Source organism: Motilimonas thetidivivens (genome assembly GCF_046452435.1).
GTDB lineage: Bacteria > Pseudomonadota > Gammaproteobacteria > Enterobacterales > CBDFNC01 > Motilimonas.
Window position 1 is genome coordinate 174,540 of record NZ_JBKFDK010000001.1, and the last position, 15,085, is coordinate 189,624.

11 protein-coding genes are annotated in these 15,085 nt (G+C 44.8%); 7 read left to right on the forward strand and 4 right to left on the reverse strand.

Annotated features, from left to right (window positions below; translation table 11 throughout):
* Positions 1-123 precede the first annotated feature (123 nt).
* Entirely contained in the window at positions 124-249 is a 126-nt protein-coding gene (locus tag ACK8OT_RS00860) for a hypothetical protein (RefSeq protein ID WP_410194619.1), read from the reverse strand.
* A gap of 654 nt (positions 250-903) precedes the next feature.
* Here ACK8OT_RS00860 and pfkA point away from each other — a divergent pair.
* Both pfkA and ACK8OT_RS00870 read left to right on the forward strand, forming a co-directional pair.
* Entirely contained in the window at positions 904-1,866 is a 963-nt protein-coding gene (gene pfkA, locus ACK8OT_RS00865; RefSeq protein ID WP_410194620.1) for a 6-phosphofructokinase, read from the forward strand.
* A gap of 73 nt (positions 1,867-1,939) precedes the next feature.
* Complete coding sequence (locus ACK8OT_RS00870) at positions 1,940-3,139, forward strand: methyltransferase (protein ID WP_410194621.1); 1,200 nt, start codon at positions 1,940-1,942, stop codon at positions 3,137-3,139.
* Positions 3,140-3,187: 48 nt separating this feature from the next.
* Here the strand turns inward: ACK8OT_RS00870 and astB are convergent, their stop codons facing one another.
* A complete protein-coding gene (gene astB, locus ACK8OT_RS00875; RefSeq protein WP_410194622.1) occupies positions 3,188-4,516 on the reverse strand; it encodes an N-succinylarginine dihydrolase in 1,329 nt (442 codons plus the stop codon).
* A gap of 105 nt (positions 4,517-4,621) precedes the next feature.
* Here astB and ACK8OT_RS00880 point away from each other — a divergent pair, with 105 nt between their 5' ends.
* From ACK8OT_RS00880 to ACK8OT_RS00900, 5 genes are all read left to right on the forward strand, one after another.
* Entirely contained in the window at positions 4,622-4,852 is a 231-nt protein-coding gene (locus tag ACK8OT_RS00880; RefSeq protein WP_410194623.1) for a hypothetical protein, read from the forward strand.
* Positions 4,853-5,019: 167 nt separating this feature from the next.
* Positions 5,020-7,662 (forward strand): type I DNA topoisomerase, encoded by a 2,643-nt coding sequence (gene topA / locus ACK8OT_RS00885; protein WP_410194624.1) that lies wholly within the window; start codon positions 5,020-5,022, stop codon positions 7,660-7,662.
* Positions 7,663-7,846: 184 nt separating this feature from the next.
* Positions 7,847-8,311 (forward strand): hypothetical protein, encoded by a 465-nt coding sequence (locus tag ACK8OT_RS00890; RefSeq protein WP_410194625.1) that lies wholly within the window; start codon positions 7,847-7,849, stop codon positions 8,309-8,311.
* Between the two features lie 242 nt (positions 8,312-8,553).
* The gene (glgC, locus tag ACK8OT_RS00895) at positions 8,554-9,873 is read left to right on the forward strand and encodes a glucose-1-phosphate adenylyltransferase (RefSeq protein WP_410194626.1); all 1,320 of its coding nucleotides are present in this window, start codon (positions 8,554-8,556) and stop codon (positions 9,871-9,873) included.
* Between the two features lie 225 nt (positions 9,874-10,098).
* Complete coding sequence (locus tag ACK8OT_RS00900; protein ID WP_410194627.1) at positions 10,099-12,372, forward strand: acyl-CoA dehydrogenase; 2,274 nt, start codon at positions 10,099-10,101, stop codon at positions 12,370-12,372.
* A gap of 55 nt (positions 12,373-12,427) precedes the next feature.
* Here the strand turns inward: ACK8OT_RS00900 and pyk are convergent, their stop codons facing one another.
* Together pyk and ACK8OT_RS00910 are read right to left on the reverse strand one after the other, a co-directional pair.
* A complete protein-coding gene (gene pyk / locus ACK8OT_RS00905) occupies positions 12,428-13,864 on the reverse strand; it encodes a pyruvate kinase (RefSeq protein ID WP_410194628.1) in 1,437 nt (478 codons plus the stop codon).
* Between the two features lie 81 nt (positions 13,865-13,945).
* The gene (locus ACK8OT_RS00910) at positions 13,946-14,797 is read right to left on the reverse strand and encodes a MurR/RpiR family transcriptional regulator (protein WP_410194629.1); all 852 of its coding nucleotides are present in this window, start codon (positions 14,795-14,797) and stop codon (positions 13,946-13,948) included.
* Between the last annotated feature and the right edge of the window lie 288 nt (positions 14,798-15,085).

Here is a 15,085-nt window from a genome sequence, read left to right on the forward strand (position 1 = left end):
AAGCCTTAACCATAAAAAAGCCCGAACAATTGGTTCGGGCTTATCAATCGTGGTAACTCATTGGCGTCATTCGACATAGGCTTCTGTTGAGTTCTGAGTTACCTTATCACTAATGAGTCGTTATTAACGACCGCTGTTACGAATTGGTTTGATTTGGCCGTCACAAGCGTGTGGCAAATCTTGCTGTTTCGGGTTCCATACACTGAACCATAGATGTCGATTTCTTAAGTTACGCTTTTTTGTTTGCATAGTATAATTCCTTCTTCTTTTCTTATCGCTTTATAACTTGCCCTTGTCGTATGACACTGCTGGGGCAAAAATATGACAATCTGGTTAATTATTCGCCTGAGTAGTTCGAGTAGGAGAGTTCACTGTGTGATGTGATCCGCAACAAAACGTAGATCACCTATATTGTCTGTTATTGCGGGTACTCGATATTGCTCAATGTTAGCTATAAACCGTTTTGGATTGTCCTCTAGCCGCTGGTTTGTCGTGCTAGATATCCCCACTATCTGCTGTTTTTGCCAGAATAGCAAGTAGGGAAACCCTATATAATGAAGTATTTTTCTCTTTAGAGCTGAAGGTCTGTGCAAAAATATGCCTAGCTGCATCGGTTTTTGCGAAAGAACAAAGAAAAAGTAAATTTCTTACATCATAATGGCAAAACAACAGCCTGAGCGTTGATAATTTTCGCAAAATTGTGTTTGAATCACGTTAATTTAAGCATTTTTAAAAATAAAAATTGATCTACTAACTACAAGAAAAGAAAAAATAGGTACACTAACGTTGTTTTCTTCGTATGTGATTTAAAGCGAGTGCTAGGCTCCATGAATGCAGGGAACAGTTGGGCATAATGTCGGGCTGTTAAAGAAAATTTTTGATAGAAATTGGTCGAGGTAGCAAGTGATTAAAAAAATAGGCGTACTAACTAGCGGTGGCGATGCTCCAGGTATGAATGCAGCAGTACGAGCAGTGGTAAGAGCTGGCTTGTCTGAAGGCTTAGAAGTATATGGTATCTATGGCGGTTATTACGGACTTTATCACGACAAGATTAAGCCAATGGGTCGCCATGATGTTTCTGATGTGATCAACCGTGGTGGTACTGTACTTGGCTCTGCGCGTTTTCCAGAATTTAAAGAAGAGAGCGTTCGCCGCGAAGCCATCAAAAACCTTGAAAAACACGGTATTGATGCTCTTGTGGTTATCGGCGGTGACGGCTCTTACATGGGCGCGATGAAGTTAAGCGAAATGGGTTTCCCATGTATTGGTTTACCGGGCACTATCGATAACGATATCTCGGGTACGGATTACACTATCGGTTTCATGACAGCTTTAGATACGGTTGTTGATGCAATTGACCGTTTACGTGATACCTCTTCATCACATAACCGTATCTCTATCGTTGAGATCATGGGTCGTCATTGTGGTGACTTGGCTCTGTGGGCATCGGTTGCGGGTGGTTCAGAGTACATCATAGTGCCAGAAGTGGACTTTGATGAAGATGAATTGCTAAAACAAATTAAAGACGGTGAAGCCAAAGGTAAGAAGCATGCCATCATTGCTATTACCGAATTGATGACAGATGTTAATCAAATGGCTAAGCGCATTGAAGCGGCAACTGGCCGTGAAACACGTGCGACTATCTTAGGTCACATTCAGCGTGGTGGTTCACCAAATGCATGGGATCGCGTGCAAGCAAGCCGCATGGGTGGTTACGCGGTAGAACTACTACTGAAAGGTGAAAGTGCACGTTGTGTTGGTATTCAAAGAGGCCAGCTAGTGCATCACGACATTATTGAATGTTTGACAACAATGCGTCGTCCTTTCCGTCAAGACTTATACGATTTATCTAACCGTCTGTTCTAATATTTTTTAACAGTTGTTAGTGTCCTAAGCCAGCGCGGGCAACCGCCGCTGGCTTTTTTGTTTGGAGTTAATTGTGCATCGCTCAGTGTTTTTGCAACTTTCGTCTTATTTAGCTGCGCACCGCCCATTGTGGCAGATTGCCCCGTTTGAGTGCCAACAGTTACCTTGGCAGGATGAATACCCTGAACTAGAGCAAGGCCTCAATCAGTTAACTGACAGCGAATTGACGAGGTTAATGCAAGATGAGGCAGCTGCGCAGCACTGGTTTGCTAACCATATTGGTGAAATACCCAGTTCAGCGCTTGGATTAGCTCCTGCATTTACACCTGAATGGTTAACAGAGCCGCAACCGCCTATTGAGCCGCCGTTTTGGCTGCTAAATGGGGTTAAGGGGCGCAAATCCGAGCAAATAGTGGCTTTTAGTGCTCAACTGCCGTCAGCGCCAACGCAATGGCTTGAATGGTGTGCGGGGAAGGGGCACTTGGGTCGGGTTGCCCAATACCAAACTCACCGCCAGATTACCTCAATTGAATGGCAGCAAGCGCTTTGTTGTGCAGGCCAAGCTATCGCAGATCAATTGCATTGCCAGCAGCATTTTGTGCAAGCAAATGTATTAACAGAAGACTTATCAAACTGCTTCACAGCGGCTCAGGGCGTGATGGCGTTACATGCTTGTGGTGAGTTACATTTGCAGTTGTTGAAACAAGCTCGCCAGCATCAGGTGCAACATATTTTGGTTTGCCCTTGTTGTTATCATTTGATCAATGATGATCAGTATGTCGGGCTCAGTGAACAGGCTAAAACTACGGGGTTAGTTTTATCAAAAAGAGATTTAAAATTGCCATTGCAACAACTGGTTACCACCGGTCAGCGAGGACGGCGGTTAAGAGATACCGAGCTACATTGGCGCTTGAGCTTTTCTCAGTACGTACAGTTGTTAACAGGTAGCCGTCAATACACACCTTTGCCCAATTTTGCTAAGGCGCTACTAAGTCAAGATTTTGCGGCTTTTTGCCGTTGGGTTTGTGAAACCAAAGCGATCGATTTTGACCCCAGTTTATTGGAGGCATCCCTTGCTCGCGGTCAAAACCAATTAGCTTTAGTCAATAAAATTGAGTTAGTGCGCCAGCGTTTTCGCAGGATCCTAGAGTTTTGGTTAGTATTAGACCGAGTCTGCTTTTTGGAAGAGGCTGGTTATCGTGTCACAGTCATGCCGTTTTGTGATTTTTCTGTGACACCGAGAAACTTGCTAATTAAGGCCGAGCTAGTTTAGATTGCTTCTGCTTCGGGCGGATCCTATTTCGACAGTTTAATGGTCATATTAATGGTCATAGAGCTCAGCAACGCCGAGGATTTTCCCTATTTGGGTATAAGCTAAATCGAGTTGTGATAATAGCCGTGGATCTTTTAACTTAGCCTCAGTTAACTCATCAGGGTAATACTGCTCAATGCATGCTTTTAATTCTAGATATTTATCTTCATTAAACATGCAGTTAGGGTTGGTTGCTTGAATTTCTTCTGGGGTTAGCCTAACTCTAAGTCTAAGACAAGCTGGCCCACCACCATTATTCATACTTTGATCTAAGTTGACAAAATGAACTTGATTGATTGGGTTGCTGGCGTCTTTTATTAGCTGATTAATGTAATGATTAACTTGTTCGTTAATTGCGCAATTGTGTGGTGCAATCAAGACATACTCCCCCGCCTGATTGATAACAATTTGACTATTAAACAGGTAGCTAGACACAGCATTTTTTAGGCTGACTTGGCCTGTTTCGACTCGAATAAGATGGTATGGCTGGGTTTGAGTGTGCTGGGCAATAAATTCAACCAGCTCAGCTTCATCATAGAATGCGTCTTGATGATAAAACAAAACCTGCTGATGACCGACACAGATAACGTCATTGTGAAAAACGCCTTGATCGATAGCCTCGGGGGCTTGCTGCAAAAACAGGGTGTGATTGGGCGCTAAACCATGGCTTCGAGCGATGGCCTGACAGGCTTCTAAGCTTTGGCGAGCGGGGAAAGTGGTTGGCATAACCTTGCTTTGCTTTGCCTTACCATAAACAAAGATGCTGATGCCTTTGTCGCGATTATTGTGGCACAAGCGAGTGTGATTGGCCGCCCCTTCATCGGCCCAATCTGGGTGAGCTGGTAAACTAGGATGATGGCAAAAATAACGAGGATCGCCGAACACTGCTTTTAGCATCTTGGTCGTCGCAGGAGGTTCAATTGAGCGATGAAACTGGCTGATCAGGTTGGCTGCGGTGAAGTGTACCCGATTGTCTTGGCTATCGACGCTGGGGGTTACTGTGGCAGCATTCGCCGTCCACATGCTTGAGGCGGAGTAACAACTGGCTAGCAATGCCATGTCAGTTGCTGCGGCTTGCTCAATAATGTCCTTGTGAGTACCACTAAAGCCTAATTGTTTCAGTGTATTAAAGTCAGGCCGGCGCAACGGAGGTAAGATGCCTTGTGGTACACCAAGTTGATGTAGCAGCTTCATTTTCTCTAGGCCTTGCAAGGCACCTTGTTTCGGACTTGAAGGGCGATGAGCGAATCGGGTGGACGCTAAATTACCAAAGGCTAAGCCGGCGAAGTTGTGGCTCGGACCAATCAAGCCGTCAAAATTCACTTCTACTGATTCCATATTTTACCCCTTGGTATTTTGATTGAACGCGGTGGTCTAATTCCCCTTAGTCGGGCGCTTTGATGGTTCAACGTTAACCAGAAAATGGCGAGTGATTAACGCCAAATGATGCTAATCACATTGGCTACTCATGCGGTTAAAATCAGCCTGTTTAGTGATAGATTAAATGCACTAGAAAAGTGCAAAATTTGCCCTCATCTTGATGTAAATTTAGTGCAATTTCACCCTGTTTGGGAGCGAGTTGGCGAAGTGATTGAAAAAATAAAAAGTATTTTTTTCTTGACAGAAAGCAGCATTCCAACGCATTTTCATATTTATAGGGTTGCATTGCGTTAACTCGCGGCTACAATCCGGTGCAACTAGGTTTAGTCTTAATGACGGCCAATTTTTCAGCTGAGTTAGCAATCAAACATCAGATTATTTAATAATAAAGATAGCGCAGCGCAGGATACCTAACGGGGATCCAGACAGTTAATCACTATTACCAGAGTAAAGCGGAATTTATGGGCAAATCGCTAGTAATTGTAGAATCACCAGCCAAAGCGAAAACAATCAACAAATACCTAGGGAAGGATTTTGTTGTTAAGTCGAGCGTCGGGCATATCCGAGATCTGCCAACCAGTGGCAGTGCAAATAAAACGACCTCTAAGGCTAAAACCACTACAAAAGGTTTGTCTGCTGAAGAAAAGGCAAAAATCAAAAAGGTAAAAGACCACGCTGCGCTTGTTTCGCGTATGGGGGTAGACCCCGACAACGATTGGCAAGCTCACTATGAAATATTGCCAGGCAAAGAAAAAGTCGTAAACGAACTCAAGGCCTTAGCTGAAAAAGCCGACATGGTTTATCTGGCAACGGATTTGGACCGCGAAGGAGAAGCAATCGCGTGGCATCTACGCGAAGTTCTTGGCGGTGATGATGACAGATACCAGCGTGTTGTGTTCAATGAAATTACCAAATCGGCCATTCAAGATGCCTTTAGTGAGCCGACTGAACTCAATATTGACCGCGTTAACGCACAGCAAACGCGTCGCTTCCTAGACCGTGTTGTTGGCTATATGGCTTCGCCACTGCTTTGGAAAAAAGTCGCCAGAGGATTATCGGCCGGGCGGGTACAGTCGGTTGCAGTGCGTTTGGTTGTTGACAAAGAAAGGGAAATTAAAGCCTTTAACCCCGAAGAGTTTTGGGACGTTCATGCCGATTTAACCACACCTAAGGGTGATGCGCTGCGCATGGAAGTGACTAAGTTTGAAGGTAACGCCTTTAAACCGACCAACGAAGCCCAAGCGATGGCGGCAGTTAATGCACTAAAGGGCAGTGAATATAGCTTATACAGCCGTGAAGACAGGCCTACCACCAGTAAGCCTTCGGCGCCTTTTATTACGTCAACATTGCAACAGGCAGCCAGTACTCGTCTTGGTTTTGGTGTGAAAAAAACCATGATGTTGGCGCAACGCTTATATGAGTCGGGCTACATTACCTATATGCGTACCGACTCGACCAATTTGAGCCAAGATGCGGTGGCTTCAGCCCGTGATTACATCCTGGATCATTATGGTAAAAAGTATTTACCTGAGCAGCCAAATAAATACGGCAGCAAAGAAGGCGCACAAGAGGCTCACGAGGCGATCCGCCCTTCAGATGTAAATGTGTCGCAAAATGATATTCAAGGGCTTGACCGTGACGCACAGCGCCTATACGAGCTTATTTGGCGTCAGTTTGTATCTTGTCAGATGGTTCCAGCTAAGTATGACTCTTCAACCTTAACCGTGGCAGCGGGTGATTATCACTTAAAAGCTAAAGGGCGTATTTTGCGTTTTGACGGTTGGACTCGTGTGCAAACGGCCGTGCGTAAAAACAGTGAAGACATTCATTTACCGGATTTAGTCAAAGGTGATGTACTTGATTTAGTGAAACTGGATCCTCAGCAACACTTTACTAAACCCCCTGCGAGATACAGTGAAGCATCTTTGGTAAAAGAGCTTGAAAAAAGAGGCATAGGTCGACCTTCAACCTACGCCAGTATTATTTCAACAATTCAAGACCGAGGTTATGTCAAGGTCGAGAATCGACGCTTCTACGCCGAAAAGATGGGTGAAATTGTCGCCGATCGTTTGGTCGGTAGCTTTGAAAAATTAATGAGCTATGACTTTACCGCTGAAATGGAAGCGGAACTAGACCGCGTGGCCAACGGTGAAGAGAACTGGAAGCAGCTGCTTAACTCTTTCTATCTTGATTTTAAAGACAAGTTAATTACCGCTGAATTGCCTGAAGAAGAAGGGGGCATGCCACCTAATGAAATGGTGGTGACGGATATCCAATGTCCAACTTGTGGCCGTGAAATGGGCATCAGAACCGCAAGCACAGGTGTGTTCTTGGGTTGTTCTGGTTACAATTTACCGCCAAAAGAGCGCTGTAAGACAACCATTAACTTAACCCCGGGTGAAGAAGCGGTTCCTGAAGGGGAAAATGCCGAAACCGAAGCGCTCATGGCCAAACGTCGCTGTGGCAAGTGTGGCACAGCCATGGACAGCTACCTGATTGATGAAACGCGCAAACTGCATGTGTGTGGTAATAATCCTGCGTGTGATGGTTATGAAGTAGAGCAAGGCAAGTTCAAGATCAAAGGCTATGATGGTCCCGTGGTTGAATGTGATCGCTGTGGTCATGACATGCAGCTAAAAAATGGCCGCTTTGGTAAATACATGGGATGTACTAACGAAGAATGTAAGAACACCCGTAAAATACTTAAAAATGGTGAAGTTGCACCACCAAAAGAAGATCCGGTTCATCTACCTGAATTGCCTTGTGCTAACAGTGATGCTTACTTTATTTTGCGTGATGGTGCATCGGGTATCTTCCTTGCGGCCAGTACCTTCCCTAAATCGCGTGAAACCAGAGCGCCATTGGTTTCTGAGTTGGTTCGATTCAAAGACAGACTATCACCTAAATTTGAATATCTAACCCATGCCCCGCAGCAGGATCCCGAAGGTTTAGATGCGGTTGTGAGATATAGCCGTAAAACCAAAGAGCAATATGTGATGACAGAAGTCGATAAAAAACCGACAGGTTGGATAGCGAAATACGTCGATGGTAAATGGGTTGAAGAGCAAACCAAGAAACGACCGACAGCAAAAAAGGCTGAATAAAGTCAAAATTGGATATTGATCGAAAAAGCAGCCATTAGGGCTGCTTTTTTATTGCTTTAGCTCGCAGATTTTCTCTGTGTAACGGCATTTTTTGCCACTTTTTCTATTCTTTTTAACAGGAAATATAAGTTGCTCATATCTTATCAAGTGTGGGCGTGACAACGAATGGCATAGAGAGAGCTCCATGTTAAGTCAACAATGGTCTGAGCTGGATAAAAAAATATTGCTGTATTCTCGAGAGGTTGAGGGCCATACATCGCCGTTTTGGAACACACGCTCACCTTTTGACGAAGATCTGAAAACGTTTGTTACCACTAAAGGGGAATACGTACTTTGGTTACAAAGCAAACGCCCGATAACTACAGAAGAAATCATTAACACGGTTTGGGTCAAAACCAACCCCAGTGGTTATACCACCGAAATGCACTTTTATGGCAACGGTACGCTTCGAGATATTGCCCTGTTTGATCGCGCCACATTAAGCGGTAAATGGCATTTAGATAATGGCGTAGTGAGGGTCAGCATCAAGGCTGATAAACACCTATATGAGTTTGATATTGTTGGTAATGAAGAGTCCGGAATGCACTCGGCAGTTGAATTTGAAGATGGCGTGCTAAGCAGTTATCTAAAAATTTTCAAGCTTTGCTAGTCTCTAATTTTTCAACCTAATCCACTGATTTAATTGCTTTATAGCGCGAGCCCTTAATCTATCTAGTTGCCAGCTTGGCCTCAATTTTGCCAAGTTGACTAGCATCAAAATAAATGCGATTAATGACAAAAATGTTACTTTTAAATTTGACAGAATTGCACTCCTTTCCCATACCTAGTAGACGCATAAAATAATATTCATTCCCATTATTTTGCTGTCATATAGTTAGGAGAAGTTAACACATGTTTAATGCAACTTATGCTGCAAGCGCCCAATTAAGAGATACCGTAGCGATTATTTTAGCGGGTGGAAAAGGTAAGCGACTAAAGCATCTTACCCATAATCGAGCCAAGCCTGGCATTCCCTTTGGTGGCAAATACCGGATTATTGATTTCACCCTCTCAAACTGCGTTAACTCAGGCATTCGTCGTGTTGATGTACTCACCCAATATAAGGCATGCGATTTAGTGTTTCATATTCAGCGTGCCTGGGGACATATGCGCTGGGAGTTAGGAGAATATGTCGGCATCGTACCCGCTCAGCAGCAAAAAGGGGATGACTGGTACAAAGGCACAGCGGATGCGGTATTTCAAAACTTGGATTTACTAAGACGCCAAGGCTGCAAGCATGTATTGATTTTGGGCGGCGACCATATCTACAAAATGGATTACAGCTTGATGTTAGCTGAGCACGTTCGCCGTGGTGCGGAGTTAACGGTCGCCACAATATGCGCTGATGTTGAACGCGCCAAATCATTTGGGGTTTGTGAAATAAACGAAGCGCAACGCATTACCGCATTTGAAGAAAAACCTGCCTCTCCCTCTCGTATTCCCGGTGATGACAATCATGCCTTATGTTCAATGGGTATTTACATATTTGATATTGATGTACTGGAAAGAATGCTGATAGCTGATGCAGAGGAGCCGCAATCGGATCATGATTTTGGCTACAACATCATCCCCGAAGCAATCAAGCATCATAATGTTTACGCCTATGTGTTTAACTCGGTATCCGACGGTATCCAGCATTACTGGAAAGACGTGGGTAACTTAGATGAGTATTACCAAGCAAACATGGACCTAGTGAGCGTCAGTCCTGAGCTGAATTTATATGACGAACGCTGGCCTATTTACACCTGCCAAGAGCAGTTACCGGGGGCTAAATTCGTTTTTGATGACGATGGTTGTCGCGGTGAAGCGTTAGATTCAGTGGTTTCGGCAGGTTGTATTATTTCCGGTGCGCGAGTGAAAAACTCATTGCTGTTCTCTCGCGTTAGGGTAGAAAAACGCAGTAATATCGAAGCATGTATTGTACTGCCGTCGGTTACTATCGGCCGAGATTGTAAGATCCGAGGGGCTATTTTGGCCGAAGGTTGCCAAGTGCCATCGGGTACAGTGATTGGTTATGACCCCGTCGAAGATGCCAAAAAATACTGCGTATCAGACAAAGGTATTTTATTAGTCACACCAGAAATGCTTTGTCAGCATAGCGCGCCTCATTCAGCCGGCTTAGATAACCATTTATCCAAAGCTTGGCTCAACTCGTCACAACTCACTCACTAAGCTCTCACTAAATTTGCTGATTTGATTTTCTGCCACCTATACTTGGTTCAGGTGGCAGAGAATCTGTCCCGCTTCTAATAATTCACTTTTAACTCAATTGGCTAAGATATGTTTTGAGCCAAGTATATGGCCAGATCGTAATCATACTTAGTTTTCTAATTGACCTTAATACGCGACCGCAAAGGATGCGTACCCATAGCTTTATAGGCTGTTTGAGGGGGCTGTATGGAACTGTTACTCGTTATCTGTGGTTGTATCTTGGTGGTGTTTTACGTCAAACCTGTGCGTTTAAAACTCATTAGCGGACCCATTTTTGGTTATTTTAAGCAAATTCTACCGCCGCTTTCGGCAACCGAACAAGAAGCGATGAAAGCGGGTACAGTATGGTGGGATGGTGAATTATTTGCCGGCAAGCCGGACTGGCAAAAACTACATGGTTATCGGCTGACCAAACTAACGCAAGCCGAGCAAGAATTTTTGGATAACCAAGTCAACACTTTGTTGGCCATGGTTGATGATTATCAAATCGTGCAACACGATCACCGCTTACCCGAAGCCGTTTGGCAATATTTACGTGAGCAGGGCTTTTTTGCCTTAATTATTGACCCTGCTTACGGCGGTAAAGGGTTTTCTGCATTTGCCAACTCCACCATTGTCAGTCGCATTGCAACACGCAGTTTGTCGGTGGCCGTGACCGTCATGGTGCCCAACTCATTAGGGCCGGGGGAGTTACTTAGTCATTATGGTACGTTAGCGCAAAAGCAATATTGGCTACCCAGATTAGCAAAAGGCGAAGAAGTGCCATGCTTTGCATTAACAGGCCCAAATTCAGGCTCAGATGCGGGCAGTATTCCCGATAAAGGCATAGTTTGTTATGGCGACTACAACGGCGAATCGGTGTTAGGTATTCGTCTGACGTGGGACAAACGTTACATTACCCTAGCTCCGGTGGCCAGCGTACTTGGGCTTGCTTTCAAGCTGTATGATCCAGATGGGTTAATAGGTGAAAAACAAGCGCTAGGCATTACTTGCGCCTTGATCCCAACATCACATCCCGGAGTGATCATCGGTAAACGTCACTACCCAATGGGACTCGCCTTTCAAAATGGGACGACCCAAGGTAACGATGTATTTATTCCTATGGATTGGGTTATTGGCGGCCAAGAATACGCTGGCAAGGGCTGGCGTATGTTGGTTGAATGTTTGTCCGCTGGACGGGGCATTTCATTACCAGCCCTAGGTGCAGCGTGTGGCCATTTATCTACCAGAATGACGGGAGCCTATGCTTTTGTGCGCAAGCAATTTGGTTTACCCATAGGCAAATTTGAAGGTGTGCAGGGCACCATGGCACGGATTGGCGCATTTACCTATCAGCTTGAAGCCAGTCGAGTATTGACAACAACCGCGCTGGACTTAGGTGAGCGGCCTGCCATTATTACTGCCATCGCCAAATATCATATGACAGAGATGGGACGTACCTTACTCAGTGATGCCATGGATATTCACGCCGGCAAAGCCATTCAATTGGGCCCACAAAATTATTTAGGCCATGCCTATTTAGGAATTCCCATTGCGATCACCGTTGAGGGAGCTAACATTTTAACCCGCAGCTTGATGATTTTTGGCCAAGGGGCAACGCGCTGTCACCCGTATGTGCTAAAAGAGCTGGCAGCAGCGGATAACCCAGATCCTGTGCAAGGTCTGGCTTGTTTTGATCAGGAACTAATAAAGCACATCGGTTTTGCCTGCTCAAATGTGCTGATGGGAACATTACAAGGTCTCACTTCAGGTCGTTTGATTAAAGCCCCAGAAGCGGGGGAAATGGCGGGTTATTATCGCCAATTAAGCCGAATGAGTCGCGCGCTTGCCTTAACTGCAGATGTTTCTATGCTCATGCTAGGCGGCGATCTAAAACGCAGAGAGCTGCTGTCGGCGCGCTTAGGTGATGTGCTCAGTCATCTTTATCTGGCATCGGCAACGTTAAAGTGGTTCCACGAACGGGGTGAGCCTGACAGTGACAAGCCATTTGTGCACTACAATTTGCAATATAACCTCTATCAGATAGGTCAGGCTTTTAATGGCTTCTTTGTTAATTTTACTCAGCCCATTGTCGCGCGAGTATTGAAAACTTTGCTGTTTCCTTGGGGGGTAAGGTATCAATTGCCAACCGATAAGCTAGCCAATCAGATCAGCCAAATTATGATGTCTGATTGTGAGCTACGTGATGCTATCACCCACTTGTGTTTCATCGGTGATGGCGAAGATGATGCGACCGCCATTGTGGAGCGCAGTTTTAAGGCGCGATTAGCCGCATTAGCAGCCGAGCAGAAGTTGTTTAGTGCGATCAAGCAAGGCCAGTTAAACGCGGATTCCCTAATCGGACAAATTGAACAAGCCGTCGCACAGGGCATATTGACAGATACGGAGCAAGCTCAATTAATTAAAGCCATTGAGCTGACCGACAAAGCCGTTGCGGTTGACGTATTTGATAAGCTTTAAACCAGACAAAAAAGCCCTCAACGAGGGCTTTTAATCTAATTGATGTTAGGCAAGGTTACTCGACCGTTAAGATCTTACAAGTATTAGTATTACCGCTATTGTAACGATCACCATGAGTGAAAAGCACTTGATCACCTTTACTTAAGCGACCCTGTTCTTTTAAGTGCTCAATGGCAAGTTGAGTAATTTGAAGGCTATCTGTCGTTTCACCACTGCAGAAGTTAATTGGGGTAACACCGCGATATAAAGCACATAGGCTCAAGGTCTTTTGATTGCGAGAAAGGGCATAAATAGGTAGGCCCGAGCTGATACGTGACATTAATCTTGGCGTTGAGCCAGATTCGGTTAATGCCACGATAGCTTTCACGCCTTTCATGTGGTTAGCCGCATACATGGTCGACATCGCAATGGTTTCATCAACCGAGGTAAAGGTGTAGTTCATGCGGTGCTTAGAAACATTGATACTTGGGTGTTTCTCAGCGCCTAAACAAACCTCAACCATGGCTTTTACGGTTTCTACAGGGTAATCACCTGCGGCCGTTTCACCAGATAGCATCACCGCATCGGTACCATCAAGTACGGCATTGGCGACGTCCATGACTTCTGCACGCGTTGGCATTGGTGCACTAATCATTGACTCCATCATTTGGGTTGCTGTGATCACCACACGATTAAGCTTACGGGTTAGGCGGATCATCTTCTTCTGAACACCAACCAGATTCGCATCGCCAATTTCTACCCCTAAGTCACCACGGGCTACCATAACCGCATCCGATGCCATGATGATGTCTTCTAACGCTTCGTCGGTGGCCACAGCTTCAGCGCGCTCAACCTTGGCCACTAATTTGGCATTACAACCGGCTTCTTTAGCTAGCTCTCTGGCATAGCGCATATCTTCGCCGTTGCGAGGGAATGAAACGGCTAAGTAATCTACATCAATCAAGGCTGCGGTTTTAATGTCTTCTTTATCTTTTGGAGTCAGCGCCGCCGCGCTTAGGCCGCCGCCTTTTTTGTTGATGCCTTTGTTGTTTGATAATGGGCCGCCAATGATCACCTCGGTATGAACGCAGTTACCTTCAACGCGCTCGACCTGAAGTTGTACTCGACCATCATCAAGTAACAGGATATCACCCGCAATCACATCTTTCGGTAGCTCTTTGTAATCTAAGCCGACTTTTTCTTGGTTACCTTCACCTTTTGGAAAGTCACTGTCGAGACAGAACTTATCGCCCACGGCAAGCTGGATTTTTTTGTCTTTAAACGTCGATATACGGATTTTAGGGCCTTGTAAATCACCTAAAATAGCCACTTCGCGGTTGTGCTTTTTGGCGATGTCACGTACTTCTTGAGCACGCTTAACATGATCTTCTGGGCTGCCATGGGAAAAATTCATACGCACAACATTGGCGCCGGCAACGATAATTTTCTCTAGGTTATTATCTCTGTCTGTTGCAGGACCTAGGGTAGTGACAATTTTGGTACGTCTCGTCATGTTTAACTCCGTATATTTTTGTGGCTGTGCAAAGCCGATGACAAATTAAAACGAAAAAAAAGGGCTCGTCAGAGCCCTTGATTAATAATTTGGTTTTTCAAAGCGAGAGTCTTTAATACTCTCTTTTACTTTCTTTAAATTCTCTCTGAATTTAATGCCGCGGCGCAAAGTAAAGCCAGTTGCAAGCACATCAACCAACACTAGCTGGGCTAAACGTGAAGCCATAGGCATATAGATGTCGGTGTCTTCGGGTACATCCATTGATAGCACTAAGTTTGACTCACGTGCTAAAGGTGAATCTTTTGCGGTTAAGCTGATAACGGTGGCATCATTTTCACGGGCTAGGGTCGCTATCTCCACCAAGGACTTGGTACGACCGGTATGTGAAATTAATACGATCACATCGCCTTCGCCGCTGTTAATACAGCTCATACGTTGCATTAAGATATCGTCAAAACATTGCACCGGAATGTTAAAGCGGAAAAACTTGTTTAGGGCATCATGGGCAACAGAAGAGGAAGCACCTAAGCCAAAGAACGAAATCTTATTAGCTTGGGTCAATACATCAACCGCTTTGTTTACTGTTTGTGTATCTAGCGAGCTTTTCGCGGCATCTAAGCAAGCCATCGAAGATTCAAAAATTTTTGCCGTGTAAGCATCAGGGCCATCGTCTTCATCAACGTGGCGATTTACATAGGGCGTGCCATTGGCCAAACTTTGCGCCAGATGCAATTTAAAATCGGGAAAGCCCTTAGTATCAAGGCGGCGACAAAAGCGATTCACCGTTGGCTCACTGACATCGGCCATTTTTGCTAAAGCAGCAATACTGGAATGAATGGCGGTTTGCGGGGAAGCTAAAATAACTTCTGCCACTTTGCGTTCAGATTTACTGAAGCTGTCGAGGCTTTTTTGGATTTTTTCGAGTGTATTCATTGCTCTTTATTACCTGATGCTCGCTTATTGGGCTTATACGAAATGCAGAATAAGCCTTGATATTATTGGGTCACTATACTGAAATTGTTGGCTTCATTCGTATCTTATCTCACAAAACTATGATACGAGTCTAAAAAAATTTCAGAAATACTGTAATTTTGCTACATATATCGGGTTAATACGGGTTTTATTGGCCATTAAATTGTTTTTTTGTTACAAAAATGCAAAATTATGGTGGCTAAAATCAGCATTAGAATGCCTAAATGGCGCACGGTTAAAGTATTTGTT

Excerpts from the sequence above, each read along its gene's own strand:
- topA (WP_410194624.1), top strand. The coding sequence starts at position 5,020 with ATGGGCAAATCGCTAGTAATTGTAGAATCACCAGCCAAAGCGAAAACA.
- ACK8OT_RS00900 (WP_410194627.1), top strand. The coding sequence starts at position 10,099 with ATGGAACTGTTACTCGTTATCTGTGGTTGTATCTTGGTGGTGTTTTAC.
- astB (WP_410194622.1), bottom strand. The coding sequence starts at position 4,516 with ATGGAATCAGTAGAAGTGAATTTTGACGGCTTGATTGGTCCGAGCCAC.
- ACK8OT_RS00910 (WP_410194629.1), bottom strand. The coding sequence starts at position 14,797 with ATGAATACACTCGAAAAAATCCAAAAAAGCCTCGACAGCTTCAGTAAA.
- pyk (WP_410194628.1), bottom strand. The coding sequence starts at position 13,864 with ATGACGAGACGTACCAAAATTGTCACTACCCTAGGTCCTGCAACAGAC.
- ACK8OT_RS00890 (WP_410194625.1), top strand. The coding sequence starts at position 7,847 with ATGTTAAGTCAACAATGGTCTGAGCTGGATAAAAAAATATTGCTGTAT.
- ACK8OT_RS00880 (WP_410194623.1), top strand. The coding sequence starts at position 4,622 with ATGATGCTAATCACATTGGCTACTCATGCGGTTAAAATCAGCCTGTTT.
- glgC (WP_410194626.1), top strand. The coding sequence starts at position 8,554 with ATGTTTAATGCAACTTATGCTGCAAGCGCCCAATTAAGAGATACCGTA.
- ACK8OT_RS00860 (WP_410194619.1), bottom strand. The coding sequence starts at position 249 with ATGCAAACAAAAAAGCGTAACTTAAGAAATCGACATCTATGGTTCAGT.